General features: G+C 56.0%; 26 protein-coding genes. 13 read left to right on the plus strand and 13 right to left on the minus strand.

The genetic code is table 11. The features are described from left to right. Window positions 1–8: 8 nt before the first annotated feature. The 7 genes from AC0IXI_RS23650 to AC0IXI_RS23680 all read left to right on the plus strand — a co-directional run bounded on the left by AC0IXI_RS23650 (window position 9) and on the right by AC0IXI_RS23680 (window position 9,090). Window positions 9–3,086 carry an ATP-binding protein gene (locus AC0IXI_RS23650; RefSeq protein WP_471683309.1) on the plus strand — a complete coding sequence of 1,026 codons (3,078 nt, stop codon included), beginning with the start codon at window positions 9–11 and terminating at the stop codon, window positions 3,084–3,086. 11 nt (window positions 3,087–3,097) lie between these two features. Next, window positions 3,098–4,294: a conjugal transfer protein TraW gene (traW, locus tag AC0IXI_RS23655; RefSeq protein WP_471683310.1), complete on the plus strand. Its 1,197-nt coding sequence runs from the start codon at window positions 3,098–3,100 to the stop codon at window positions 4,292–4,294. After that, on the plus strand, window positions 4,291–4,413 hold the full coding sequence (locus AC0IXI_RS23660; protein WP_471683311.1) for a hypothetical protein: 123 nt from the start codon (window positions 4,291–4,293) through the stop codon (window positions 4,411–4,413). The genes traW and AC0IXI_RS23660 overlap by 4 nt, the downstream gene beginning before the upstream one ends. Then, window positions 4,410–4,796, plus strand: coding sequence for a conjugal transfer protein TraX (traX, locus tag AC0IXI_RS23665; protein WP_471683312.1), 387 nt, complete (start codon window positions 4,410–4,412; stop codon window positions 4,794–4,796). Before AC0IXI_RS23660 ends, traX begins: the two co-directional genes overlap by 4 nt. 58 nt (window positions 4,797–4,854) lie before the next feature. Continuing rightward, window positions 4,855–6,996 (plus strand): DotA/TraY family protein, encoded by a 2,142-nt coding sequence (locus AC0IXI_RS23670; RefSeq protein ID WP_471683313.1) that lies wholly within the window; start codon window positions 4,855–4,857, stop codon window positions 6,994–6,996. A 67-nt stretch (window positions 6,997–7,063) separates the two neighbouring features. After that, window positions 7,064–7,735 carry a hypothetical protein gene (locus AC0IXI_RS23675; protein WP_471683314.1) on the plus strand — a complete coding sequence of 224 codons (672 nt, stop codon included), beginning with the start codon at window positions 7,064–7,066 and terminating at the stop codon, window positions 7,733–7,735. A gap of 95 nt (window positions 7,736–7,830) precedes the next feature. Continuing rightward, the gene (locus AC0IXI_RS23680) at window positions 7,831–9,090 is read left to right on the plus strand and encodes a secretion/conjugation apparatus DotM-related subunit (RefSeq protein ID WP_471683315.1); all 1,260 of its coding nucleotides are present in this window, start codon (window positions 7,831–7,833) and stop codon (window positions 9,088–9,090) included. Window positions 9,091–9,101: 11 nt separating this feature from the next. On the opposite strand, the gene AC0IXI_RS23685 is transcribed toward AC0IXI_RS23680, so the two are convergent. Next, complete coding sequence (locus AC0IXI_RS23685; RefSeq protein WP_471683316.1) at window positions 9,102–9,437, minus strand: hypothetical protein; 336 nt, start codon at window positions 9,435–9,437, stop codon at window positions 9,102–9,104. Between the two features lie 48 nt (window positions 9,438–9,485). Here AC0IXI_RS23685 and AC0IXI_RS23690 point away from each other — a divergent pair, with 48 nt between their 5' ends. From AC0IXI_RS23690 to AC0IXI_RS23705, 4 genes are all read left to right on the plus strand, one after another. Further along, window positions 9,486–10,091, plus strand: a complete 606-nt coding sequence (locus AC0IXI_RS23690) for a DsbC family protein (RefSeq protein ID WP_471683317.1) — start codon at window positions 9,486–9,488, stop codon at window positions 10,089–10,091. A gap of 12 nt (window positions 10,092–10,103) precedes the next feature. After that, window positions 10,104–12,437: an F-type conjugative transfer protein TrbC gene (gene trbC, locus AC0IXI_RS23695; RefSeq protein ID WP_471683318.1), complete on the plus strand. Its 2,334-nt coding sequence runs from the start codon at window positions 10,104–10,106 to the stop codon at window positions 12,435–12,437. Beyond that, complete coding sequence (locus AC0IXI_RS23700; RefSeq protein WP_471683380.1) at window positions 12,379–12,897, plus strand: phospholipase D family nuclease; 519 nt, start codon at window positions 12,379–12,381, stop codon at window positions 12,895–12,897. Before trbC ends, AC0IXI_RS23700 begins: the two co-directional genes overlap by 59 nt. A 594-nt stretch (window positions 12,898–13,491) precedes the next feature. Further along, entirely contained in the window at window positions 13,492–13,689 is a 198-nt protein-coding gene (locus AC0IXI_RS23705; RefSeq protein ID WP_064519576.1) for a hypothetical protein, read from the plus strand. A gap of 131 nt (window positions 13,690–13,820) precedes the next feature. Here AC0IXI_RS23705 and traI read toward each other — a convergent pair whose 3' ends face one another. Next, window positions 13,821–15,737, minus strand: coding sequence for a TraI/MobA(P) family conjugative relaxase (gene traI, locus AC0IXI_RS23710; RefSeq protein WP_471683319.1), 1,917 nt, complete (start codon window positions 15,735–15,737; stop codon window positions 13,821–13,823). A gap of 1 nt (window position 15,738) precedes the next feature. Then, window positions 15,739–16,083 (minus strand): plasmid mobilization protein MobA, encoded by a 345-nt coding sequence (gene mobA / locus AC0IXI_RS23715; RefSeq protein ID WP_064556358.1) that lies wholly within the window; start codon window positions 16,081–16,083, stop codon window positions 15,739–15,741. 283 nt (window positions 16,084–16,366) lie between these two features. On the opposite strand from mobA, the gene AC0IXI_RS23720 reads away from it, so the two are divergent. Beyond that, window positions 16,367–16,702, plus strand: a complete 336-nt coding sequence (locus tag AC0IXI_RS23720; RefSeq protein WP_471683320.1) for a molybdopterin-guanine dinucleotide biosynthesis protein MobC — start codon at window positions 16,367–16,369, stop codon at window positions 16,700–16,702. Window positions 16,703–16,792: 90 nt separating this feature from the next. Here the strand turns inward: AC0IXI_RS23720 and AC0IXI_RS23725 are convergent, their stop codons facing one another. The 4 genes from AC0IXI_RS23725 to AC0IXI_RS23740 form a co-directional block, all read right to left on the minus strand. Then, the gene (locus tag AC0IXI_RS23725) at window positions 16,793–17,626 is read right to left on the minus strand and encodes a DUF932 domain-containing protein (protein WP_471683321.1); all 834 of its coding nucleotides are present in this window, start codon (window positions 17,624–17,626) and stop codon (window positions 16,793–16,795) included. Between the two features lie 444 nt (window positions 17,627–18,070). Further along, complete coding sequence (locus AC0IXI_RS23730; protein WP_471683322.1) at window positions 18,071–18,634, minus strand: DUF5983 family protein; 564 nt, start codon at window positions 18,632–18,634, stop codon at window positions 18,071–18,073. Window positions 18,635–18,743: 109 nt separating this feature from the next. Then, window positions 18,744–18,989: a hypothetical protein gene (locus AC0IXI_RS23735; RefSeq protein WP_471683323.1), complete on the minus strand. Its 246-nt coding sequence runs from the start codon at window positions 18,987–18,989 to the stop codon at window positions 18,744–18,746. Window positions 18,990–19,073: 84 nt separating this feature from the next. Then, window positions 19,074–19,502, minus strand: a complete 429-nt coding sequence (locus tag AC0IXI_RS23740) for a hypothetical protein (protein ID WP_471683324.1) — start codon at window positions 19,500–19,502, stop codon at window positions 19,074–19,076. 726 nt (window positions 19,503–20,228) lie between these two features. Here AC0IXI_RS23740 and AC0IXI_RS23745 point away from each other — a divergent pair. Next, window positions 20,229–20,498 (plus strand): helix-turn-helix domain-containing protein, encoded by a 270-nt coding sequence (locus AC0IXI_RS23745; protein WP_471683325.1) that lies wholly within the window; start codon window positions 20,229–20,231, stop codon window positions 20,496–20,498. Between the two features lie 44 nt (window positions 20,499–20,542). Here AC0IXI_RS23745 and AC0IXI_RS23750 read toward each other — a convergent pair whose 3' ends face one another. From AC0IXI_RS23750 to AC0IXI_RS23775, 6 genes are all read right to left on the minus strand, one after another. Next, entirely contained in the window at window positions 20,543–20,845 is a 303-nt protein-coding gene (locus tag AC0IXI_RS23750; RefSeq protein WP_471683326.1) for a hypothetical protein, read from the minus strand. An 82-nt stretch (window positions 20,846–20,927) separates the two neighbouring features. After that, window positions 20,928–21,434 carry an antirestriction protein gene (locus AC0IXI_RS23755; protein ID WP_471683327.1) on the minus strand — a complete coding sequence of 169 codons (507 nt, stop codon included), beginning with the start codon at window positions 21,432–21,434 and terminating at the stop codon, window positions 20,928–20,930. 482 nt (window positions 21,435–21,916) lie between these two features. Further along, window positions 21,917–22,039, minus strand: a complete 123-nt coding sequence (locus AC0IXI_RS23760; protein ID WP_471683381.1) for a type I toxin-antitoxin system Hok family toxin — start codon at window positions 22,037–22,039, stop codon at window positions 21,917–21,919. Continuing rightward, window positions 21,981–22,133: a DUF5431 family protein gene (locus AC0IXI_RS23765; RefSeq protein WP_471683328.1), complete on the minus strand. Its 153-nt coding sequence runs from the start codon at window positions 22,131–22,133 to the stop codon at window positions 21,981–21,983. Before AC0IXI_RS23765 ends, AC0IXI_RS23760 begins: the two co-directional genes overlap by 59 nt. 169 nt (window positions 22,134–22,302) lie before the next feature. Next, a complete protein-coding gene (locus tag AC0IXI_RS23770) occupies window positions 22,303–23,112 on the minus strand; it encodes a plasmid SOS inhibition protein A (protein ID WP_471683329.1) in 810 nt (269 codons plus the stop codon). Beyond that, complete coding sequence (locus AC0IXI_RS23775; protein ID WP_471683330.1) at window positions 23,073–24,386, minus strand: DGQHR domain-containing protein; 1,314 nt, start codon at window positions 24,384–24,386, stop codon at window positions 23,073–23,075. Before AC0IXI_RS23775 ends, AC0IXI_RS23770 begins: the two co-directional genes overlap by 40 nt. Window positions 24,387–25,027 lie beyond the last annotated feature (641 nt).

A 25,027-nucleotide genomic window follows, 5' to 3' on the forward strand; every position in this document is an offset into this window, starting at 1 on the left:
AACACGCCATGAAAAACCCGTTAATCACTGCCCTGGAAGGGGTGGAGAGTGCCATTGCCTGGGCGTCACGTTACGCACTGGGCCAGGACTTTGCCCGCTACTGCGATTTACGCACCACCATCGGCCTGACAGACGACGACCGCAAACGCCGACCGGACATGAGCTCTCCGTATATTTTCGTCACGAACGATGGCCACTACGCCAGCGTATTTGAAATTGAGGGAAGCTACTGTCAGTTTAACGAGCAGGAGGCCGTGACGGAGGAAGAACGCCGCGACCCGGCGCTGTTCTCCGCCTACATTGCCCGTCTGCACACCATCCTGAGCAGTGAATTTCAGGCGGTGGGCCATAAAGTCAGCTTCATCTTTGAGCGGGATCCGGAAAAAGGACGCGAAGAGCTGCGCCGCCTGCTGGCACACCAGTACCGGGGCCTGAAGCGCATGGGGCTTGACCTGTCCGATATTCTGGATGAGCGCATTGAGAAGCTGGCCCCGTTTATCGCCCGGGAGCGCGCGTTTATGGTGGTGTACACCGCCAAAAACGCCCTGAGCACCACTGAAATTCGTGATGAAGAGAAACGCCGCGAGGCCCTGCTCAAAAAGGCACCGGGCGCGCGCTTTGGCCAGAATCCGGAATTTCAGGCACTCGAAGGGCTGAAAATTCGGCACGATGCCTTTATCACCACGCTGGAAAACCAGCTGGCGCGCGGGGATTTCAGCACCCGTATCCGCCTGATGACGGCGCATGAGTTTGGTGGCCATCTGCGTCAGCAAATTGAGCGTGAAAGTACCTCATCCGACTGGCGTCCGTTCCTGCCCGGTGATGTCCGCTGGCCTCACGGCCTGCCCAAAGGCGAGGATCACTCCTGTCTGCTGGCCCCGCACCTGAACTACCAGCTGTTTAACTCAGAACCAGAGCCTGCCGGTAATCTGATGCACCTCGACGGATACTGGCATGCCACTCTGGCGTTATCCCTGGGGCCTCAGAAACCGGAAACCTTCAGCCAGCTGTTTGCCAAAATCAGCCCGAAACTGCCCTGGCGGGTCCGGATGGACATCATGCCGGGCGGGCTGGATGTCCTTGGCGGCAAGCGCATGGTCCTGAGCCTGGCCGCCCTCGCCCCGCCGCTACGCAGAGTGTATGAATCCGTACAGTGGCTGGAAGGCACACACCAGAGCGATCCGGTTTGTGCCATGGCCATCAGCGCCAGTACGTGGGGACGCACCACGGAAGAGGTGAAGCGTAACCGTACTCTGCTGAAAAAAGGGCTGGAGTCCTGGGGGGTCTGTGAAGTGACGACCACGTTCGGGGATCCGCTGCGCGCATGGGTGGCCACACTTGCTGGCTCCAATGCGCTCAGCATTCCGTCCCTGCTCTTCCCGCCGCTGTCTGCCGCCCTTGCTCTGCTGCCGCTGCAGCGTCCGGCCACACCGTGGGACGATGATGCGAGTATTGTGTTCAGCAGCACTGACGGCAAACCCATTCCGGTCCGTCTGGCCAGCAGCCTGCAGACCAAATTCACCGAAGTGGTCGCCGGCGAACCCGGCACCGGGAAATCGGTGATGCTCGGCGCGCTCAGTGAGGCCATTTTGTTCTCAGGCCAGAATCAGCTGCCGTACCTGTCGTATGTGGATAAAGGCTTCTCAGCGCAGGGACTTATCCGGCTTATCCGTGACGCCCTGCCCCCTGAGCGCCAGGACGAAGTGGTGGGGGTGGTGCTGGAGAACAGCCGCGAGTTCTGTAAGAACCCGTTTGATGTCCAGCTCGGTGCCCGCTACCCGCTCTCACCGGAGAAGGAGTATCAGCTCAATATCTGCGAAACACTGTGTATCGATCCGGAAACGGGGATGCCGCCCAATGCCCAGGACTGCCGGCAAATTCTGAGCAAGGTTATCGATATCGCCTTTAAAAATAATGCCGAGGTCACCCCGATACGCTATGCGCCGTCGGTGGAGCCGGGGGTGGATGAGGCGCTGGAGAAAACCGGCCTCAACAGCGAGTTTGATGCGTCATGGTGGGCAATGGCGTCCTGGTATGAAGTGCGTGACCTGCTGTTTGCACGCGGCGAAATTCAGGCGGCCACCCGCGCGCACTACCAGGCGATGCCGGAACTCAGTGATCTGCAGGCACAGCTGAACAGCCAGGATATCCGTACCGAGTACGGCAGTATCACCCGCAAGGGCAGCGATGAGTCGCTCATCTCCTATATTGGCCGCTGCCTGTCCGATGCGCTGCGCTCCTACAAAATGCTCGCCGGTCGTACCGCTTTTGAACTCAACCCGAACACCCGGGTGATTGCCATTGACCTGAACAACGTGGTGGGAGGCAAAACCCGCGCCGGTCAGTTACGTACCGGGCTGATGTACCTGTTTGCCGGGCAGATTGCCGCCGGGCATTTTGAGCTGCCGCAGTACCGTAACGAACTGAAGGATCTGCTCGCCCCGGCCTACCGTGAATTTCATCATGACCGGCTTACCCAGCTGGCGCAGGAGGTGAAAACCAAAATCTATGATGAACTGCACAACGTAAAAGACATTCCCTTCATCATGGAAAAACTGGAAACACAGGATCTGGAGAACCGGAAATTCTTCATCCGTACCGTACTGAGCTCGCAGTACCTGAACCACTTCCCGGCATCGATACTGAAATCGGCTAACTCCCTGTACCTGATGCAGGTATCCCATGAAGATCTGCCGTTGCTGACAGAACATTTTGGCGTTCCCCTGCATACAGCGGAAGCCTTCCGCCGGTTGGGCAGTGGCGCTGCACCGGACGGCAGCGGCACCGCGTTTCTGGCGTGTTTTCGTCTGAAGACGGGCAGGATGGTACAGATACTGAAAAACACGCTCGGCCCGAAAGAGCTGTGGGCACTGAACTCCACCCCGGAAGATGCCGCCCTGCGTGACCTGCTGTATGACCTGCTCGACGGGCGCACGGCGAGGGCTATCCTCGCGGAGCACTTCCCGTCAGGCAGTGCCGCACGACTGATTGCGCTGCGCAAGAAAGAAGCCCGTGAGTCCGACCACACAAACATCATTAACCGACTGGCCAGTGAGCTGATTGCTTCCCGTGGCCTGAACATCTGACAGGTAACCCTATGCGAAAATTGTTACTGACCACCTGTGTGGCCAGCCTGATGCTGCCGGCCGTTCAGGCGCTGGCGTACACGGTCAACGTCAACAGCAGTATCCCCATCACCACCCAGGTGGTGCCCCAGTTAACCACCGCGAACGGCACACTCACCGGTATCCTGACCACCACCCGCGAACTGGGTGGTGCGGTCAGTTCGGGTAACGACAAAATTGCCGCCATGATCCAGCAGTCAAACGAGAACATGCAGCAGTTCGCCACCTACGCGCAGCAGGCGCAGAGTCTGGAAACGGCCCGCCGCAGCTACACCGTGCCGGCGTCCATCTGCAGTGAGTCCGGCTCCGGACAGGCGGCGCAAATTGCCCGTCAGTCCGGATCAAAACAGGGCCAGCTGTCCAGCGGCAAAGCCGTGAGCAATACAGCGGTGAAAAAGGTGCTGGAAAACAAGGCAGCGGCACCCGATCAGGACCTGTTTGCCACCACCAGTGTCCACAGCCAGTACTGCACGGCCGCCGATGTCCAGGCCTGGGGGGAGCTGTGTAAACGGGAATCGGACCTGCCGGGCGGGGACAAACAGCTGCGCTCGGTCCTCGCCGGGGCAGGCAAAGAGGACAAAGCCCCTGAGCTGACGTTCACACCTGAACAGACCGATGCCGCGATGATGTACATGAAAAACTCCGTGCGTAAAAGCGTGGGGCGCACGCTGAAGAAAGGGGAAATTAAAACCGACGTCGGACGCCAGTATCTGGGACTGGTCACCCAGCATGACGCGATACAGAGTGCGGCCGAGCAACCGCAGCTGGCGATGATTGCCGACAGCCAGCCGAACGAGGCGACAAAAGCCGTGCTGGCTGAAGCCCTGCAGTCACCGTCAAGCCAGGCGTGGTTTGATGAAAACGCCTCTCCCGAGGCAAAACGCACCGGCATGATGTCCCGGCGTGAATTTGAAGCCTTTGAAGTCAACCGCCGCTATGCCAACACCGATTACCAGACGGACTTACAGGAAATGGACGGCGACAATCTGGTGCGCGAATCCATCCGTATCCAGAGTCTGCAGAATGCCCTGCTGCTCAGCATCCGCCAGCAGCTGCAGGAGAACGCCATTCTGGCCGGTCAACAATTGAGTCTGGCTGGCGCTGATTATTACGAACCCCGCCTGGTGCAGAAGCTGCAACAGGTATCAACCGGAGCGGCCCGCGAATGAAACCTGAAACCGTCAAGAAAGTCAGCTGGCGTGCGGCCAGCATCCTGCTCCCGCTGCCGGAAGCCCGCACCATAATGCGCACCCTCAGCTACGCCGGGGAAAAAAACTGGAACAGGTGAAAGAACTTCGCCGCCGACATCGTGAAGAGAAAGCCCTGGAACTGACCTTTGATGAAGCGGTGAGCGCCAGTGGTCGCACCCGGGAGGAACTGACGACCCGCTTTCGTCTCGGAAAACGGCTGTGGTTACTGCTGTTTGTCCCGACTGCGCTCTTCACCCTGGCGTTGCTGTTTGCCGTACTGGTGAACGCCGCCACCCTGGACAGTCTGATCCTGTGGCGCGCCGGCAGCATGGTGTTTGCCCTGACGGGCTTCAGCGCCCTGCTCTTTTGCGGTGCGCTCAGAAGCCAGCTGCGACTGTGGCAGCTACAGACCGGTCACCTCGGCACCTTCCAGGCATGGCGCGCAACGGGTCGCTGGCTGATTTCCACCCTGAGCTGGTAACCCCTCAAACCTTTTTCTCTGCCCCGATAGACCGGGGAACTGCTATCAGGAAATCCCTATGAAACTGCTTCTCAGACTGCTGCCGGTCATCGCACTGGCGGCATTGTCGTGGCCTGCACTGGCCAACAGCATTGGTTATGACTCCATTAACTCGGCCGCCACCCGTTCGACCGACCTCTCCCGTCAGATGATGGTGATGGTCTTCGGGGATGTAGTGAATAATCCGCTTCAACCTGCCACCGCCAGCTTTATCGGCGTGCTGTACGGGGTGTTTAATGGCATCGTCTCCGGCATGGCGTTTATGTGGTTTGTGGCCATTGCCCTGCGGGCAACCGTGCTGTCCGGCAACCGGGGCCGCGTATTCGGTGAAGGCAACACGGTGATGGCCCCCGTCTCCTCCCTGGTGGGGTTTATGTCGCTCATCCCCACACCGTCAGGCTGGTCCATTTCCAATCTGGTGTTTCTGTGGACCGCCAGCATCATGGGGGTGGGCAGCGCCAACCTCCTGGTGGACAGTGCCGCCGACACGATACTGTCCGGTCAGTCCATGATTGTTCAGCCCGTTGCCGGACAAACCGTGGACGCATCCCGGGGTATCTTTGGCATGTACCTGTGTCAGGAGGCCACCAACACTGAACAGGCAGATATGCACCAGTACGGCAGCAGCAGTACGCCGCCGATGGGCACCCAGACCTCCGGTGACGGGCGTGAAATTCGTGTCACCAATGGCAGTGCCATATGCGGCACCGCCCGCATTCCGGCATCAGCGGATGACAGCACCTGGTACAATTTTAAAACCACGGCCACCACGGCGCCGGTCGAATCCGCCCAGCTCAGTGCCTTCCGGACCATGAACGCCACGCTCTCTGCGGCCGCGAAGAACTATGTCAGTGCGTACCGCAGCTACCAGGACGGTAATGGCACTAAAATGCCAGATTCAGAGAAAATCATTTATCAGGCCGCCCAGGAATATGAAAACACCATTAACCGGGCGATTACCGGAATTAATGATGAAAACAAAATCCGCAGTGAGATGAATGACTATATTAAGAAGAATGGCTGGATAGTGTTAGGTGCGTGGTATCAGTCATTTGCCACCGCCAATAATAAGGTCAATGAAATCGCAAAGAAAAGCCCGATAGTTTCCGGGATGTCGAACATCGGTGAAATTGGCGTCAGCGGATTAAATAAAGAATTAAATATGGTTGTCGCGACACAGCGACAAAATTCCACTTACACGCCGCCACTGGGTTCAGCAAACCACCGGATTAATGATTCTACGGGTGAGGCAAGTACAGCCAATTCTGCATTGATAGAATTAATGCCGTTTGGACAAAAGCGTACAAATTATGTCATACAGTCGGTAATGACAGACAGTGGCAATCCATACGGGCAACAGGTCAATCCGTTATTAAAAATGAAAGCTATTGGTGATTACACCTTAACCTCGGCTGAAATAGTATTTGCCACGTTTACGACTGCAAAGGCTATCGTAAGCGGGGCCACTGGTAAAAACCCAGCTGCTATTATAATAAATTCATTAACAGGTGCCGGTGATATCGCAAGCGGCGTACTCTCAGCAATTGCACCCGTGGTGTATTTCATTCTTTTTTTACTGTTAAGCATTGGGTTTTCACTGTCCATTTTTCTGCCTTTTATTCCGTTAATTTACTGGATAACAGCGTGTACCTCCTGGCTTGCCACGGTACTCATTGGCACCACGGCAGGCACTCTCTGGGCCTGGACACACATCGGAACGGAGTCGGATAAAGGCAGCAGGGCAACCTATGGATACATCTTTCTTATCGATGCCGCGATTCGCCCCGGCCTGATGGTGTTTGGCTTTTTCTTTGCAAGCCTCGTGGTGGTTGCCATCGGAACCCTGCTCAATATCCTGATTGTTCCGGCGATGGCCAACGTACAGGTGGATTCAATTACTGGTCTGGCGAGCTTCATCGGGATCCTCATGATCTACGCCCGCATTTGTACCATGCTGGTTTCCTCTGCTTTTAGCTTACAGGTTTATATGCCGGACTACGTTATTGCCTGGCTGGGTGGAAGAGAAGCAGCACAAATAATGAAAGGTGCGGTGGAATCTACAAAAAATATGTTTGTAGGCTTTGGTGGAAAAATGGGTTCTGCACCGGGACTTAAGAAAATAGGCGATAACTCACCAGAGTCACAAGATGGCTTTAAATAATGATGTAATTTGTTTATTTCCCTTAGCAATAATTATATAATCGGAGCATATACATAAGGAGATTTGTATGGCGATAAAACACAGCAATCCCTATTCAGGAACTTTTACGTACAAATTATCAAGAGCATTACTTGGAATGTATGCAGTCTTTATTATTCCCTATTTGATGTTTGATACTTATTTCTTATATATTTTTAGCCGTGAGGGGCATAAAGACTCTGTGTTTTGGTATCCTATATATTCCAGCGCCTTATTAATAAGCATGTTAACTATATTGTATGTAACCTATAAGCAGAGAAGACATATTAATTCCTTCCTCAGTCATTTTAAAAATGTTGAGGCATTTTCTCCTTTAAAGAGCTGTGAATGCACGTCGCTGTTTGGCACCAACTACGCGGGTCTGGATATTGATAAAGGGGTTCTGTTAATTATCGCGCATACAGAATCAGGAATGCGAAACCTGCTGGCACCTAAAGACATTGTGGTTATGGGGTTTGACGTCAAAAGCTTCAAATCGGCTGAACTGTCCGGCCAGAAGCTGACGATTTATACTGGCAAACCTGACATTCCGTTCCTGGTCATCAGCCACCGTAAGATGCCGGCTCTGTTTGAAAGCCTGTCAGCCATGCGTAACCGTCCGTATGGTTATGATCACAGCTTCCCGCACTATGTGACCCACAGTGCCAAACGTATCGCGGAAGAAAATAACCTGAACCTGGTGCTTTCACGCTTCAACTGATATCCCGCATCGCTATACCCACAATCTCCTGAACACAGGGCGCCTCTTCGCAGGTGCCCTTTCTTTTGCCTTCAATACATACACCGGAACCTCTTATGGCGCCTCCCAACCGTGAAGTCCAGTCTTCTAACGACTGGTCGCTGGCCGCTGTCGGCCTGATTGTTGTTCTGATTGTCCTCGCCATCTTCTTCAGGGAAACCGTGGTCGAGTACACCTCCTGGCTGCTTTATTTTCTCTGGACGCTGGCCGATATCCCCCAGACCCACCACCTGGCTGCCTGGCGTATTAACCTTCTGGCCAGTACGCACAATAATGCGCAGAACGTCTCCTGGTCTGAGTTCTTTACCGTCATGGACCTGACGGCCGGCATTCTGCTGCTGTTCCTCGTCCCGATGGCGCTGGCCGGTGTGAAAGCCGTGCGTGACCATCAGGCCAGCAGAACGCGGCGTGACCTGTCCATCAGCACCCTGCCCCGCATAATGTCGGCCTTTTCACCCGCCATTATTCCGGCACTGAGCTACGGCGATAAAAAGACCCAGCTGCTCAACGTGGACCCCGAAGAGCACCGAAGCGCGGCCTCCTCGGAAGAGTTTGCAAAAGAGCATCGCCTTGTCGTGAACCGGCAGTTGCGCCACGACCTGGCAGAAGCCTGCTTTCTGGCGCAGCTCGGCCAGCCGTTTTCACCCGGCAGCACACCAGCTCAGCGATTTGCGCAGTTCACAGACGAGGAACGCGCCATGTTCGCCGCCTTTGGCCTGCAACACTTCCTCGACAAGCGTAAAGAGGCAGAAGCGCTTATCGACACCCTGAACCGCTCCACCCTGAAAAGGGATCGTAAATACCGCAACAAAGTCGGTTACCCCAACCTGTCTCTTGCCGGTGAAGCCTTTAACCGCGTCACCGCAACACAGGAGGCCACTGACTGGGTAAAGCGCTACCGCTATCCCCGAACCGCGATACAGGCACTGCATGACAACGACCTGCACCTTCCCATCCGGCGTTATCGCTGGCTGAAAGGCCTCGACCGGACACTCTGGTATGCCCTGGCGTCAACCGGGCGACCCTGGCCGTTTATTGAAGGGGCCGCTGTCGTCAGTCAGGCCCACTGGGAAACGCTGGCAGCACAGTACGGCATTCATCTGGACCGCCCCGTTCTGACACTGGCCATCGAAGGACTGGAAGCTGACCTGCGCAACCTTGGCGCCGTGGCAGAAGAAATGAGCGCCCCACCGGTCACTGCTGCACACGCCAGTGATGAAGATGAAGAAGACGATGAAGACGAGTCGCTTTCCGCCTCAGATCAGGAGCCGCACGTTCACCGCCATGTCCACACATTCAGACCAAAGATGAGATAACCATGACCGATTTAATCGATACCTGGACCACCCACACATCTGGCCGCCAGGTGCGTGTACTGAAAAATAACACCGAACAGTTCACTGTCTCCCGCCTCCATAAAGCGCCTTACCATCTGGTCATTGAAGAGCAGGAGGGCAAATACGGGCTGTGGTTGATGGAAGAATATGCCCACACCCGCCTCTTTTTGGCCACCAGTGAAACGCAAGCCCACCAGGCACTCACCAGTACGGCCGATGCTTTTGGTCAGATGGACGCCCACAGCCGGCTGCGCCGCAGAGGGGTCCCCGTTGTGGTGCTCACCCTCACCCTGCTGGCCGGATTTGTCGCCGGTCATATTTACCATGACTCACTATCACTCCTCCCGGTTCCGACCGCTATCTCAGCCAGGCCAATGACAGAGCCCGCCCTGCGCCAGCCGGTTTTAGCGCCGGCACCTGCGACGCCGTCCACGCCTGAACCGACAGCGGGTGAACCTGCCCGCCTGACTGAGCAGGATATGACAGAAGCCCGTCAGTTACTGGCACAGCGCCTGAGTACCGCTGCGGCGAACGGCAGCTATACCGTGTCGCTGTCCACCGGTCACGCCCGCACGCTGTATCTGTTCTCCGATCCGGAGTGTGGCAACTGCCGTATTTTCGAACCGACCATCCAGGCGCTCGCGCAGCAGTTCAACGTGGTAATTTTCCCGGTCACCCTGGTAGGAAAATCTGTGACGGCCGCGCGCGTGGCGCCGTTACTGTGCGCACCGGCAGACAAACGTGCCGCGCTCTGGCGTGACCTGTTTGACATCGGTGCCGGAATGTTGAACCCGGCGCAACAGACCGCACCGACTGCCTGTGACACAGGCCTCGACGCGCTGGCGCGCAATGATATGGCAATGGATATGTTCGGATTGCCCGGCACCCCCACGGTTATCAGTGACGATGGACGCATGATCCCGCTACAGGCCATGACCAGTGATGAAGCGCTGAAGGCGTTTCTTGACAGTAACCCATAAGGAAGACACCCGATGGAAACCCGTAAACGTAACGCCCCACTCAGGGACAGCCTGATAAGCCGCCAGGTACGTGGACAGATGGCCGAACGCATTATGCTGGCGCCGTTCACCGTCCAGTTCACGCTGGCAGTATCGCTCATCATGGGCGTGCTGTGGCCCGCCACCCTGCTGGTATCGGTGCCCGTCTGTATCGTGCTTCTGGTCGGCTTCAGTGACCAGTTGTTCCGCCTGCCCCTGCGCATACCGATGGATGTCGGCGGTCTGGATTTATCCACCGAGCGCGAGCTGAGCCGCAATATTCCGTGGCTGAACCTGAACCTGCCAAAGCTGATACGCCGGAAAGCGGCCGGGGTTTTGTGCCTCGGCACCGGACGTGGACGCGACCGGGGACGTGAGTTGTGGCTGGAGGCAGATGATGCGCTGCGCCATATGCAAATCATGGCCACCACCGGCGGCGGAAAAACAGAAACCCTGTACTCGCTGTACCTCAACTCCCTGTGCTGGGCACGGGGTTGCTGCATCTCGGACGGTAAAGCACAGATTGACCTCGCCGTCGCTACCTGGTCGATGGCCAGACGTTTTGGTCAGGAAGATGACTGGCATGTGCTCAACTTCATCACCGGCAACGATGACAAATTCCGCAAACTGCTGGCCGGGGACAAATCCCGACCGCAGACCAACTCCACCAACCCGTTCGCCCACGGCAGCCCGACGTTCATCACGCAGCTGATGGAATCCCTGATGCCTGCCGGCAACGGCAGCGATGAGGGCTGGAAAGACAAAGCCCGCGCCATGCGAAACGCCCTGATTTATGCCCTGTGTTACAAACGTGCCCGGGACAATATCTCGCTCACTCAGGACGTTATTCAGTCTTACTTCCCCCTGGTGAAATTCGTGGGCCTCTACCGGGAAGCGCTGGAGCAGAACTGGCATGAGGAAGGCTATAAGCCGATGGAAAACTACCTGTCGAACCTGGCCGGTTTTGACATGCGTCTGGTTAACCGCCCGGCAGAGTGGGCACAGGGTGCGCTGGACCAGCACGGCTTTCTTATCCAGCAGTTCACCCGAATGCTCGGCATGTTCAACGACACCTATGGCCATATCTTCCCCAAAACCGGCGGCGACATCGATATGCAGGACATCCTGCATAACGACCGTACCCTGGTGGTGCTGATACCCGCACTGGAGCTGTCCGATAACGAGGCATCCACGCTGGGTAAACTCTTTATCTCAGACATCCAGATGAACATCGCCAAAGACCTGGGGAACCATATCGAGGGCTCACCGGAACACACGCTGACCGTGAAGAAGTTCGCCAGCAAGTTCCCGTTCATGGTGCTCTGTGATGAAGTCGGTTACTACTTTGCCCCGGGGCTGGCCAAACTGGCGGCCCAGATGCGCAGCCTGAAATACATGCTGGTTATTCTCGCCCAGGATATTCAGGCGATGCTGCGTCACGGCAAGGAGGTCTATTCCGTCAACGCCAACCTCGGCACCAAACAGTTCATGAAGACGGAAGATACGGAAGACACCCTGAAGATGATCCGTGCAGTCGGCGGCACCGGTCACTATGCCGAGCAGGTCCGTATGGATAAGAACACCATGGGGGGCTATGAGGATGCCAGTACTGTCGAGTTTCGCGAACGCGACAACATCCAGCTGTCAGAGCTGAAGGCGCTGGCCTCCGGCGAAGGCATTATTGTGTTTGAAGACCGCCAGGTACGCAGTAATTCAATCTACATCCCGGATGAAGACAAAATCTCGAAACTGAAGGCCAGGATCAACCGCTATGTTCCGCTGCGGCGTCCGGATTTTAATGATTTGTGTAAGGAAGTGCCGGCAGCAGAACGCCGCCGTCCGGTATCTCAGCAGAATATCCACGCCATTCTTGAGGTCTGCGCCACGACGCCACCGGAAGCGTGGAACAGCCGACTGAATACCTGTATTGCCGATGAGACGCTGACCGCCCTCACCACACTGACCACCGATATCGATACCCGAGATGACATCGAATTAACGCCAGAAGAGCGTGGCATTTTGCTGTTTGAAACGGCGGTATCAGTCCTTTCAGCAACCCATGGCCGCTACAAAAAAATAAAGGGACACGAAAGGATCCGCATATCGCGCAAACGGGTGGAGGAATCCCACCGTAACAAGGAAAGTTTCAGCCGGACTGCACAACAGAGGGAAATTCCCCCGCCCCAGGAAAGCAGTACACCACCTGTCTTCACGCCGGAAATGTCACCCCCACAGGAGTATTACAACAATGAAAATTTCTATGCCGATCTTGAGAGTGCTTACGCTGAGCGTGACTTTACTCCACCTGACGACCGCATCAGCATCTGAACCTCAAATAACCGTCGGCTTTTCGCCCGGCAGCACGGCCACAGCCAGCGTACTGAGTGTCATCAACAGTTCGCGACGCTCTCTTGATGTCGCGGCCTACCAGTTCACCAGTCGCCCGGTGGCTGAAGCTCTGCTGGCCGCACAGCGGCGGGGGGTCAACGTCCGGGTACTGGCGGATGCAAAAGACAACGGCGGGAAGTACTCCGCCGTGACCTGGTTGCAGAGGCAGGGTGTGCCGGTCAGGCTTAACGGGCAGTATGCCATCCAGCACAACAAATTCATGGTGTCCGATAGTGTGACAACGCAGACAGGCTCGTACAATTACACGTCCAGCGCCAGCCGAAGGAATGCTGAAAACACCCTCGTAGTCTGGAACCATCAGCCAACAGCAGCAGCCTATCAGCAGGAATTTAACCGGCTCTGGAGTGAGTCTTTCACACCCGATAACCCAATGAACTGAACCATGCAAAACCATCCGGAATCGCGCCAGTATTGCGCGGAATAGACATAAAAAAGCCGCTCGGACAGAGCGGCGAAATCGGGCAACACCAGGTATCACACTTCTCTTAGATTTTAGAACCAGACGATAAATTACGCCACTTTCTGCTCTTTATTTCAGCGGCTTGAGCATGTTTATATAAGTTAATTCCGATAGACAGGTACTCGCATTGGGGGCAAAGTACACCACGAACGAATATGCAATTGCATGGCATTCATTGCACTGGGTTTCCCGCGTTGAATGCTCTTTTTTATTCTTCTCCCTCATCTCTTTGCTTCCGAACTGAATAATCAGGTCACGCTTCAGTCGCTGATACCAGCCTGACAGCCCCTACTCAATTTATAGGTTTCAGTCATCCCGCCATCGCCCCCTTCCTGACCCACAACAATCATCATTCTGATTTCACTACAAATTAACAGTCTGAATAACGATCAGAATATGCCGAATTTGTAGGTGTAACCCGACATTTGAAAAGGAAAAGTACGCAGGGTCTTTCATCTGACAGGGGCTTGACGCATTATTTTAGGAAATATCCCTTTATAAGCATAAAACCTCATGAAAAATCCTGAAGAACTCGTCCCGATGGATGGCCCGATTTTTAACATGACCGATTATCTGGCCGCTATTCTTGACCGCTACAAAGCGGATGCCATCACACGTAACCAGGCCGTGACGCTGCTGCTGGATTTTATGGCGGATATGGCGGCGGCTGAAGAAGGGCGATTTGGTGGGGATGAAGACGAAATCCACTGACTGAACATTCAGCTCCGTTTCTCACTCAGGGTATCAGGGAAAATGCCAGGGTCAGTAGCAAGCCTACACTGCCCTGGCATCCGGAAGGTATGCAAGCCCCCGTACTCCCTGATCCTGTTATCACCACCCCGTTAATGCGGTTTCGGTGGTGTGTAGCGCGGCGCAGGAGACTGCGGCGCGGGTTGTATTTCGTCTTTCGGTTTATGAGCATCATAACCCGCCCACTGGCGCTGGAACGGATGCGTCAGAGGAACCTGTTTACCACTGCCTGCACTAAACTGGCGGATAAACGCCATCGTGTTTTGCACGTAGTCTTTGTCACCACGAACCTCCACACACTCCCCGCTTTTCAGGCCAGAGATATGCATGGCCATCGCAACATGTTTACCTTTCTCCGCAGGGGCATCTGCAACTTCGACATAGCGTCCACGATCAATAAGTACAGGTTTACCGTCTGAAGAATACACCACGGCACCATCACGATTGACCGTAGTGTCATACCCTCTTATCCGTGGCGGTGTGATGTCATCGGCAACAGAATGCAGGAACATGTTCTGCGAAACCGCAGGAGTTCTGTTCTGCCTTTTCTCCCGGTAAGCCCAGCCACGTAACTGTGAAATCGCCGCACCATCCAGATGCGTCGCCTGCACTTCCACCCATGCCCGGTACGATAATGGTCGGGCGTCAGGTGAGGACTTGATGGCATCACGCTCCGTGCGTATCTGGATCTTCAGTGCGGACATGGCCTTCAGCTTGTCCACTTCCAGCGCGCGGTACATCAGCTTACGCAACAACGGATCACGTTGCACCAGACGAACATGATTCTTGCGGATACGGTATTCCGCTGCCAGTTCCCGGAAACGGGTTCGCATGTCCTCTTTTGAAATCCCCGGACGCACAAAACCCTTTTTATAGGTCTGATATCTGCCGATTAAATCTTCCCGGGCTTCCGCACGCGCGATACGGCGTTCTACCCGCGCACCCCGGTCACGACAGTGCAGCAGACTGTCATAAAGAGATTCAATGGCCACACAACTTTGCACCAGACGACCGGGGGCATCATCACGTACAGGAGCCTGACGGTAGGCACCAATCTGTTCCTGTTGTTCATCCAGTGTCAGCTCCGGATGCAGACGGCTGGCACGTAACGGAATGTGGCTGTCATCGTTCAGATCATAAATAGCCAGCCCGGTCCCTTTTTGGCGTAACTCCAGCCCCGCCGCATGAAACACATCATGAATGTCGCCCCAGTTGTACTGGTCCCCTGACATAAACAGGGTGTCAATTTTCTTCCGGCAGTGGTCCACGGCGTAGGTATGCAGGCTTTCCTTGTCGCTAAAAAACTCCAGGCGACGGGCCGCAGCCGGTGCCGGTTTATAGAACTGCTTGTTACGCACAACCATACCCTGGTCGTTCACACGATACGGTCCGTTATCATGTTTCCACTGGTGCTTCAGCTCCAGCTCACGACAACAACGGTCCAGCACAAAGTGGTCGTTATACAACGAGGCCGCTTTATAGGTCACCGGGTTCACACGGTTAACCGACAGGTGAACATGCAGGTTATCGGTGTCATCGTGGATAGCAAAAACATACTGATGGTCAGCCATACCCAGCCCTTTCAGGCAGTGACGGGCAGACTCAAAAATCTGGTCAGGTGTCGGACGCTCGCCTTCAGGCCACGACAGGATGGTGTGATAAACCGGATCCTGACAGCGGGTGTTCTGCATCGCCACCATGTTCATTTCACTGGCAGCAGACGCCAGAGAAAAGCAGTTGGTTTCACAGATAACCTTGTCAAATTTCACCTGCTGGCGACCGTCCGGGAAGGTGGCAATCACATCCTCAGAATCCGGCAGCGCATTGCGGGTGGCATAACCGACCAGGTTATTAAAGATGGCTTCTTCAGAGCGGGGACGGCGGAACGTCGGGTTATCCGGGGACAGGGTTTCGCTCAGGCTCACATCCTCACGACAGACGGTATACGACACCAGCTTCACAAAGCTGGAGTTGCCGTCACGACGTTTAGGTGGAACCACTGCAAGCATATCAGTCCTCAGTATTATTCAGGCTTTTCGCATCAAACTTCATCAGGGCAATCTGCAGGGCGGTCAGTGTCTCGGCAAACTGTTTGCTCAGCTCCGTGGTCATCATCCCCTGCTTTTGCATCTCCAGATACAGATGCTTTTGCAGACCACCGAGTTTCATAATTTCTTTCATCTGGCGTGAATCCCCTTTGGCCACAATGCGACGACCGAGGGCACAACGCCGGAGATATTCTCCTGCACTCAGACCTGCTGAGCGCGCACTTTCCACTACCTGTTCTTTCTCTTCGGGATACCAGCGTATGCCCAGAAATAACACGCCACGCTGGCGTTTTTCACTCTTACTCATCATCCACTCCACCACCACTTCTGAGGTGGGCACGATTGATAGGGTGTCGGGACGGAGTCCTGACCAGGCCGTTTTGGGGGACCGTCTGCGTGCAGGCGGTTCAACAAAACATACCCTGTCCCACGTTTTACATCAGTTTTCGATTTATGTTCTGAAGTATAGGTGATTTTTGCGTTGCCGTCACCGGCTCACGCCAGAAAAGCGGGGGTTTGGTTTGTCTCACCAGAACGGGTTATAATCGGCCTGGATTGTTGACCCTCTGAGTAGCAGGAAACGGAAAATAATGGATACCAAAACAGACAAGAAATGGTTTACCGCAGATGATGTGGAACTGGCAAAATCGGCGCTGGATGAATTACCCGATTTGACAGAAAAAAGACTGACAAAGGCGAGCGTGCTCGAGCAGCTCATGCCGCAAATTATTCTGCTGTCAGAATCGAAAGGATATAGCGCGGAAGATATCAAAACGGCGCTGGAATCGGTGGGGATCACTGTCGGGATTAAAGCGGTTCGCGACATCCTGAACAGCAAAAAGAAAACCGGGAAGAAAGTGCGACAGGCCAGAACGGTCACCACTCCGGCAGACAAACCGGCGGTAAATGGTCAGCAGACTAACTGAAACGCTAATGTGTGACATGCAGGTTCAATACCTGTATGCCACACACCTGCACAATCAAAAAAGGCAGGGATTATCCCTGCCGCTTTCCCATCATGATTTCAGTTGTTTCATTCGTTCCGCCATTTCCCACAGCACCCGGTTCAGTTTCACATCCCCGTCGATACCGGTCACCGGGCGTGTTCTCTGACGCTTCCCTTGCGCACTGCGTCCCGTCACACCACCTTTGATCATGTTTTCCTGCACGCGCTGATAGGTGGTCCACAAATCATCTGATTTGTCTTCATGACGACGCACATTAAGCACCGCATCCGGTGTCACCGGGATGTGCTTACCGTCCCCTTTCCCGTCATATTTCCAGTCAAGCGCCAGCTCCGCAAAAATGCGCTGCTCTTCCGGTTTGAGCGTAATGGACTGCATTTCTTCACGCGACTCAGTGACACGGTCAAAAATCCCCAGCACCTCATACGCGCCCTCAATCACTTTCCCGACGACATCCCCTTTGTGCGGCACCCGAATTTCCCCGAAGCTCTGACCGCAGACCATGCCGTTCGCGCAGACGAAGCGGAACATGCCAGGGATCATCTGATAGCTGCTGCTCCCGTCATGACTGTTCAGCAAAATAATTTCCGGCACTTCTTTTCCCATGATCTGACCTTCACGGCGCAGGCGCAGCATGTGTTTGGTATGCTCACGCTTTCCGCTGTCACGCACGCGGGTCTGGCAGGCAAAGAACGGCTGGAACCCTTCCGCGCGCAGATTATCCAGCAGGGTGATCGTCGGTATGTAGGTATAACGGTCGCTGCGTGATTCATGTTTTTCTTCTGAAAATACACTTGGAACGTGTCTCATCAGCTCTTCATTGGTCAGGGCGCGTTCTTTGCGGATCACATTCATGGCACGGAAACGGGATGCTAAACGGGTCATTTTTTTCTCCTTTTGGGTATCGGGTTTCTTCTGGCGTGGGCTGCTTCAGATTATCTGTCGCGGTGGCCGCCTGCCGTGACACAAGAACATCCCGGGCCTTCAGGGAATGACGCAGGGGCGATGACGAGGCCGCAGCGCAAGCGCACGACCGGAGGGAGAAAGTGCGAACGGGGGAGACAGCGGGCGCAAGCCTTTACCCTTGTGGCATAACCGGTCCGGGATACGTTCTGTCACGAAGCAGGCAGGCGGGTACAGCGACAGATGAAAAGGAACACGCCGGAAGGAAATCATCGGGGTGTTATCACCCCGGCCTTACACTGACGTGGCCGCGGCAGTGCCGGGGCGGCGCAGGCCTGTGGCCTGCTGCAAGCCCGGACGGTGGTGGGGGCGAATACCGGAACGGTGATCGGACAACAAAACGGCCCGGCCTCTGCCGGGCCGGTGTTACCAGTCAAAGGTGGTAAACGGCTCCAGTTCATCACCCGCCTGCGAGAAATGGATCATGCTGATATCCGCATGTTTCATGCACCAGGCTATCAGCCAGCGAGCGTCGCGGGATAAACCAAAGCGCTTCAGATGCATCAGTGAGTGCATCCGTGCATCCAGGCGGATGAGATACCCGACGCCCGTATCCATGATCCACTCCCCTTCAAATTTTTCCCGGCACAGCTCCGTCAGCAACGTGTTGTCATCAGCGGTGATATGCGAGATACAGCACTCCAGCACCGGCCGCATCACCATGCGGCCCAGCTTCACGGTTTTACCCCAGCCCAGCGCCTCCACGACTTCATTCCAGCACCACTCTTCATGCGCCGGTACAGGCAGCGTCAGCAGCGTGAACGGCACGCCCAGCACCTCCGCCAGACGTTCACCCGTAGCAATCACGGGATCGTCACGCTGTTGAAAATCGGCAAGGGCAAGGCACTCGCCATGCAGATAAATGGCTTCATCACCGTTGTCCAGTTGAATAGCAGTGACGCCATAAGGGGCATTTAAAGTGTGGTTCATCATCGTTCTCCGGGCAGTCAGGAAGGTATTTCTGTCTGCGTCCGGCTCAATGCCGGGCGCAGACAGCAGCAGGTTAAAAACCGCCCCCGGTCACAGGGGCGGCAACACATCAGGCATAAGCCCGTTTCAGCTCCAGCGTCCGGAGTACCTGACCCCATTCCGCTCCGTTGAGTGCCGGAATACGCACCGGCTGGTGACGCCGCTCACTGCGGGCAATAACTTTAGCCAGTGTGCGCAGGCGTTTCGTGATGGCCTCTTCCGGTAGCGTTTCGCGGATCTGCCGCTGATGCGCCCTTCTCTCTCCCTGCTGCTTTACAAAATATTCCTGACATGCGACGATGAATTTGTCTTTCATGATTTGTCCTCATAACTGACATCTGAATTATCCGACCTGCTCGAACAGGCCGGAGTGAATAAGCAGAGCGCCCGCTCTGCTTTTTTATTGCGCCCGCGCCTCGGGTTTCAGCACCTCCTCAGTAATACGGCTGACAATCTGCTCATGGCTCAGGCTGCTTTTATCCGTCAGCGTGAAAAAACGCCCGTCCACTTCCGCATAGATATCGGTGATATCCAGGCAGGTCATTTCCCTGAATTTGAATGACTGGGAATGCACCCCGGCGTGCCAGCCCATCGGCGGCAGCACGTACAGCTTTTCAGTGAACTCCGCTTGGGTAATTTCACGCACCGGCTGACGGGCAGCAGCACCGATACATTCACGCGCCTCATCCAGAGGGATAAGCACGTACTCGCTGCTATGGGCATTCAGGGCTTCCAGTGTCTGGCCCCAGCCGTTGGTGTACACGCCGTCATTCAGATACGCGTCTTCGTAGTGAAACGCGCCTTTCGGGTAAAAAACTAATTCGCTCATCACGTTATCTCCGACAGATTCAGGAAGGTTCCCCGGCTTCTTTCTGGCGTTTCCCTTTTCATTCCTTCTTCGGAAGCGGGGAGCCTGGGGCCGTGACTCAAGACCGCCCCGTCCCATTAGTGACAGGCACAAGGGCGTGTCCGAGGCCGCAGCGCAAGCAACTGACCATCGGGAAGGCGCGCGAACGGGGAGGAAACGGGCGCCAGCCTTTACCCTTGTGAATGGCACGGGTCGGGGCAGCGTCTGTCACGGCCACAGGTACACCGCAACACAGGAATCAAAAGGGACGACAGAAGCGGGCTACAGGCCCGTTATCCTGAGCGGCCGCCGCGCGGCCAGTGAAAGCGGCTGCTGCCTGTGGCAGCTGCAAGCGGGCAGTTCAGGCATCGCTTGCTATCCGCAAGGACAGAGACACCCCGGTGGCTCGGCGGAAGTTGGCGGGGCTGCGCGCCGCCCACTGGAGTGCAGGCGACGACCCGGCCTCCGGACGGGGAGCCGAAGGGGCCACGGGGTGGCATGCATTTTTTCAGGCCCTTACTGCTGTCCGTTAAGCCAGGTTTCGCGAATTAACACCGTAAAAATAAAGTGCAGTTTTTGCCCTTTTTCATGCAATGAAACACTCAATTTTTACATCTAATTAAGTGCATTTTTGCCCTTTTTTATATTGAATCCTTTGCATAAACCCTTTAAATTAAGTGCAGTTTCTGCACTTTTCTGGATATCACAATGACCGGTTATGATCTGCGATTATGGCGAAAAAGTTTCGGCTGGAGCCGGGAGAAAGCGGCGGAAGAGCTGGGCGTGAGCCTGCGAACCTACAAAGATTATGAAAACTGTGCTCAGGTAAAACGCATGGTAGCGCTGGCCGCCCTCGCGCTGAGTAGCGAAAATTTACTGGCAACCATGGTGCAAAAGAAGCATCAGGAGCCGCTGCTCACCCTCCTGCGGACGATGCACAACGCCAGTCGTTCGCCGGGGTCACAGGCCGGGCACTGAAGATCCCGCGCTCGATGCGCGGGGTCTTCAGCAGGGCCGCCAGACTAGCAACGTCCTCCGGCCTCATCGTCATAGTGCATCGTAGCAACCGTCAACAGACTGGCCATGCCCTGTGTGCTCAGTCTGTCGCTCAGATGCATCAGGTTAGCCAGCAAATCGACTAACATTGTTTCGGCGGTTTCGCCGCTCTTATCCAGGCCGCTTGCGCGCGCAAACAGACACAGAATCTGCGCGGCAATGGCGGCCCGATCCGCATTATCCGGTTCGCGCCCCGACTGATAGCCGCCCTCACCTGCAATTCTCACCAGTTCATTCATGCCAGCCATGCTGTTTTCAGTGTGCATCACGTTCTCATCCTGTTCTAAATGGCCACGGCGTGGCCATTATCATGTTTTTCGTTTAGCCGGGCGCCTGGCGTCCGGCGGCGGGTCAGTCGATTGCGCGGAAAATCAGGCTGCTTTCCGGGTGCCTGATGATGCTGACATAATCCTTCAGTGCATCCTGGCGATCGATAAGCCCCTGGCAGGTCTGCGCGTACTGGCTCCCCATCTCTGACACTTTCCAGCACAGCTGGTTAAGCACAAACAGCGTCGCGATAATCCCGGCCGCATCGGCCGAAACCTCGGCATCAAAATAGTTTCCCGGGATGGTCAGCCGGTATGTGCCGTCTGGCGGGGCGATGTAGCCGGTCGGGCAGGTGGTGGCCATATCGGTCCACGCCGCAACGTGCCCACTGATACCGCGCGGGACTTCATAGAAACGCCACAAACCGCCATCGTAATCGCTGTGTTTACGCAGGAAGGTCGCGGCCATGCTTTCCCCCAGTGCGGTGGCAAACAACCGGGGCACAAAGGCCAGGCGGCGACGGGGATCGGTAATTTCAGTGCGGGTGACCTGGGCGGTGTCAGTCTGTGTGGTCTGAGCTGGGGTCGTCATTTTTATCTCCTTCGGCTTATTTCTGGCGTCCCCTTTTTCCGGCTATGGAAGGCGGGGAGCACGTTGCTGTGACACATGACCGCCCCGGCCATCCGGGCCATAAACAAGGGCGATGCAGGAAGCCGCAGCGCAAGCGACCGGAGGGAGTGCGAACGGGTGAGTGCAGCGGGCTTTAGCCTTCCCTTGTTGATGGACCAGGACGGGGCAGCGTCAGTCACAGCAAAAGTGAACACCGCAGAACAGGGTGCAAAGGAGACGCCGGAAGAAGCCGGTTGACCGGCTTTCCTTAGCGGTCGCCAGTGGCGGCCAGTGGAAGCGGCGCTGCCGTCAGGCAGCTGCAAGCGCACGCAACCCGGCGCAGGTGCTGGAGGGATACCCGAACGGAAAAAGGGCCGCCCGGTGACCCGGACAGCCCTTCATAAAGGCGCTTGCTAACACTATCAACCTCCTGAAAAGCGGGGGTTTCCCCCCGCTCCAGGTTGCTACTTGCCAGATTCGTAAGCCAGAGTTGCAGTAACCTCCCGGTTTCCGTCCTTCAGCCTCAGTTCACACAGTGAACTTCGGGTCAGATAGGTGAATATCAGCAGTGTGAGACACACTATCAGTACACACCAGATCACGGGTTGTTGCGGCAGTTTCATGGCTTACTCCTCCTTGCATAACGCATGGCAAGAGGCTATCCTGATGGTGTCGAATCATGCAGGGGCCTCGTGGGTTAATGAAAATTAACTACGGGGCTTTTGTCTTTCTGCCGCACGACATCCTGATAACTGAAACATCATGAGGCAAAAAGCCTCAAGCGCCACGGGTATTATACTGCCAACCGCCTCACTCTGACCAGGAATACCCGTCAAAAACTGTAGAAAAGTCAGACACTTTTTGACGCCTGCACCGTCAGTTTATTCGGGACATACAAGCGTTCCTGCGCCCGGATGACCGCCGGGGTATCCTGCACCAGTACCTGCAAATTCATCGCAATCACCTGCGGCTCATCACGGCTGTACTGAAACCACGCCAGCGACCGCAGCGACGGGAACCGGCGCTGCCAGTGCCAGAACATGGCCAGCCAGTCCTGTTCTTTCAGTTCCGGATGGCGCTCATGCCACTGCACAAAGGTATCCGGACTCTGAAAATTCAGCTCGATGCGCGCCCGCTCAGCATAATGCTGATACTGCAATGCCTCCCGGGCATGACGCCGGGCGTCCTGGCGGCTCCAGGTCGAATGGTATTTATGCGCGGCCAGTCTCACCCGGTGCTTGTTACGTTCGCGGCGGCAAAACGCCGTTTCCGGGAACAGCCAGTCGCCGTCAGAGGTGGAAAGGGGTGACGGACAGTATTCGCCACGGGTCCGGATCAGTGTGTTAAATGCCATGTCATAATCACTCAGGGTGGCCAGTCGTTCCGCCGGGTCCCAACGGATGCCGGGGATGAGTCGCAGTCCCCTGCCCGACGCTTTCCCGCGCCCGGTTAGCCTGCGAAAAAATGCCGCCGCATACGGGTAAAACTCCAGACCGGAACGACGTGGGGATTCTTCAACGTCGATAATGGCGCCAGTGGCCGCCTCCTGCTCAGGTCGTAAGCACACCAGGGCAAGGTGGGCCGCCAGGGTCTGGCCGCCCGTCTGGGCGGCCTTATCCGTTACGCCTTCACATCCTCCGGATACTGCTCCTTTGCCCACTGACGCAGCTTGCGCATATGGTTGAGCGTCTGCAAAAATTCCCCTTCACTGCGGGCAATCATCAGCGGGATATCGGCCTTCAGACTGTCCATGGACAGATTTTTCTCGGCGGCCACTTTCTCCACCTTGCCGATCATCTCTGCGATGGCTTCATCGCTGACTGACTCGTCACAGGCTTCTCGCAGCCACGCATGGGGATTGGCCGGATCCAGACCGAACAGCGCCAGCAGGTGCATGGCCGCCCGGCTCTGTGCCGCCGCATCACATTTCACCGTGCCACTTTGCGCATCAACACAGATACCGTGCCAGCGTTCGTGACGGAAAGTCTGCGAGCGGTCCTCACAGGTTGTATCCTGCTGACGGTGCGCACGCAGCTGCTGCGCGATAGCCTCCGCCTCATGGTGTTCAAGCATCATGGCCGTCGCCAGACCAATGGCATTGACCATCACCCCATGCGTACCGATGGCCATCGTGCGGTAGGTGGACGCCCCCAGCATTTCCGCCACCCATTCCCAGTGCAGCGCGTCCGCCCAGGCACTCCACAACGTCACCGCCTCATGGCGCAGCGCGGCCGGAACCTCATCACCGGCACGCAGGCCAAACATTTTCCGGGTCGCATCATGCAGGGCCTTAAAGCTGACCAGCAGGTCACTTTTCCCCGGCACCACGTTGTGTTCGTAGTCCACCCGCATCGCCAGGGCGCGGACGCTGGAGGCAATGTGACGCACCAGGTCGTTGACCGGATCTTTATGGTTGTACGCCATTGAAATGGCCGTCGCCGGTTTGGTGGCGTTGTTATTGATGTCAGAGAAAAACTGCTGGCGGGTTTCCAGCGGCAGACCCACGGTCAGCAGCAGGGTGATCATGTCATTCGCATCAGGGCGGGCGTCGATATATCCATAAATGCCCCCGCTGCGGTGCTGGCCATCGAACAGCTTGATATCCGCATCCATGGGAATGGACAACATGCCCACATCGCCTTTTGTGCCTTCGGCAGCGTTAAAGATGACCGCTTTATCGATATTTCCGGTCAGCGTACCCAGGATCCAGTCGCGCTTTGTGTCATGTCCCCCGGTCAGATAGTTCGTGATTTTGCGTGAACGAACCTGGTTATGTTCGCGCTGCGAACGGGACATCACATCCCCGCTGTTATCGCTGGCCAGAATGCGCTTGAGCATATTCATCGGCACAAATAGCACATACTGCTCGCGGCCTGCCTGACGGCCACGAATGGCGGGAAATTCAAAAAAGTACTCATGGGTCTGGGTGGTCATCATTAGTCTCCTCCGGCTTCATTCTGGCGTCCTCTTTTCCGGTTTATTTCCGGTTGCGGAACGCCCCTCATTGCGCAGACTTTTTGACGGCGAAACGACGAAAAGCAGGGGTGGAGGGCTGATTTTCTGAAGCCGGCGAAAGAAAATCTGACCGGAAAGCGCGAGCGGCCCTTGCTGCGCGGAGGTGCGCTGTCAGTCTGCATCAGCAATGAGAGGGGTTGCGCCGGAACACACAGGGTAAGGTGGCAGGCAATGAAGCCGGTTCACCGGCTGACACCTTAGCGGCCGCCAGGGCGGCCAGTGAGAGCGGCTGCTGCCCGTGGGCAGCTGCAAGCGTGGTGTTCAGGCATCGCTTGCTATCCGCAAGGACAGAGACACCCCGGTGTCTCTGCGGAAGTGGGCGGGGCTGCGCACCGCCCTCTGGAGTGCAGGCGACGACCCGGCCTCCGGACGGGAAGCCGAAGGGGCCACCGTGTTTTCATGCCCTTCTGGTTTGTCCAGTCCCCGAAACAACACCAAAAAAAGCAACGGCACCGGCAACACCAGAACAACCGGCACCGCTACAGATAACATGACAGGGTTCAGCTTATGGCGGGAGAGGTACAGCGTCCGGGACCCGGCACACCCGCCGCAGGCGGGGT

The sequence above is a fragment of the Buttiauxella sp. AC038 genome (assembly GCF_979253565.1).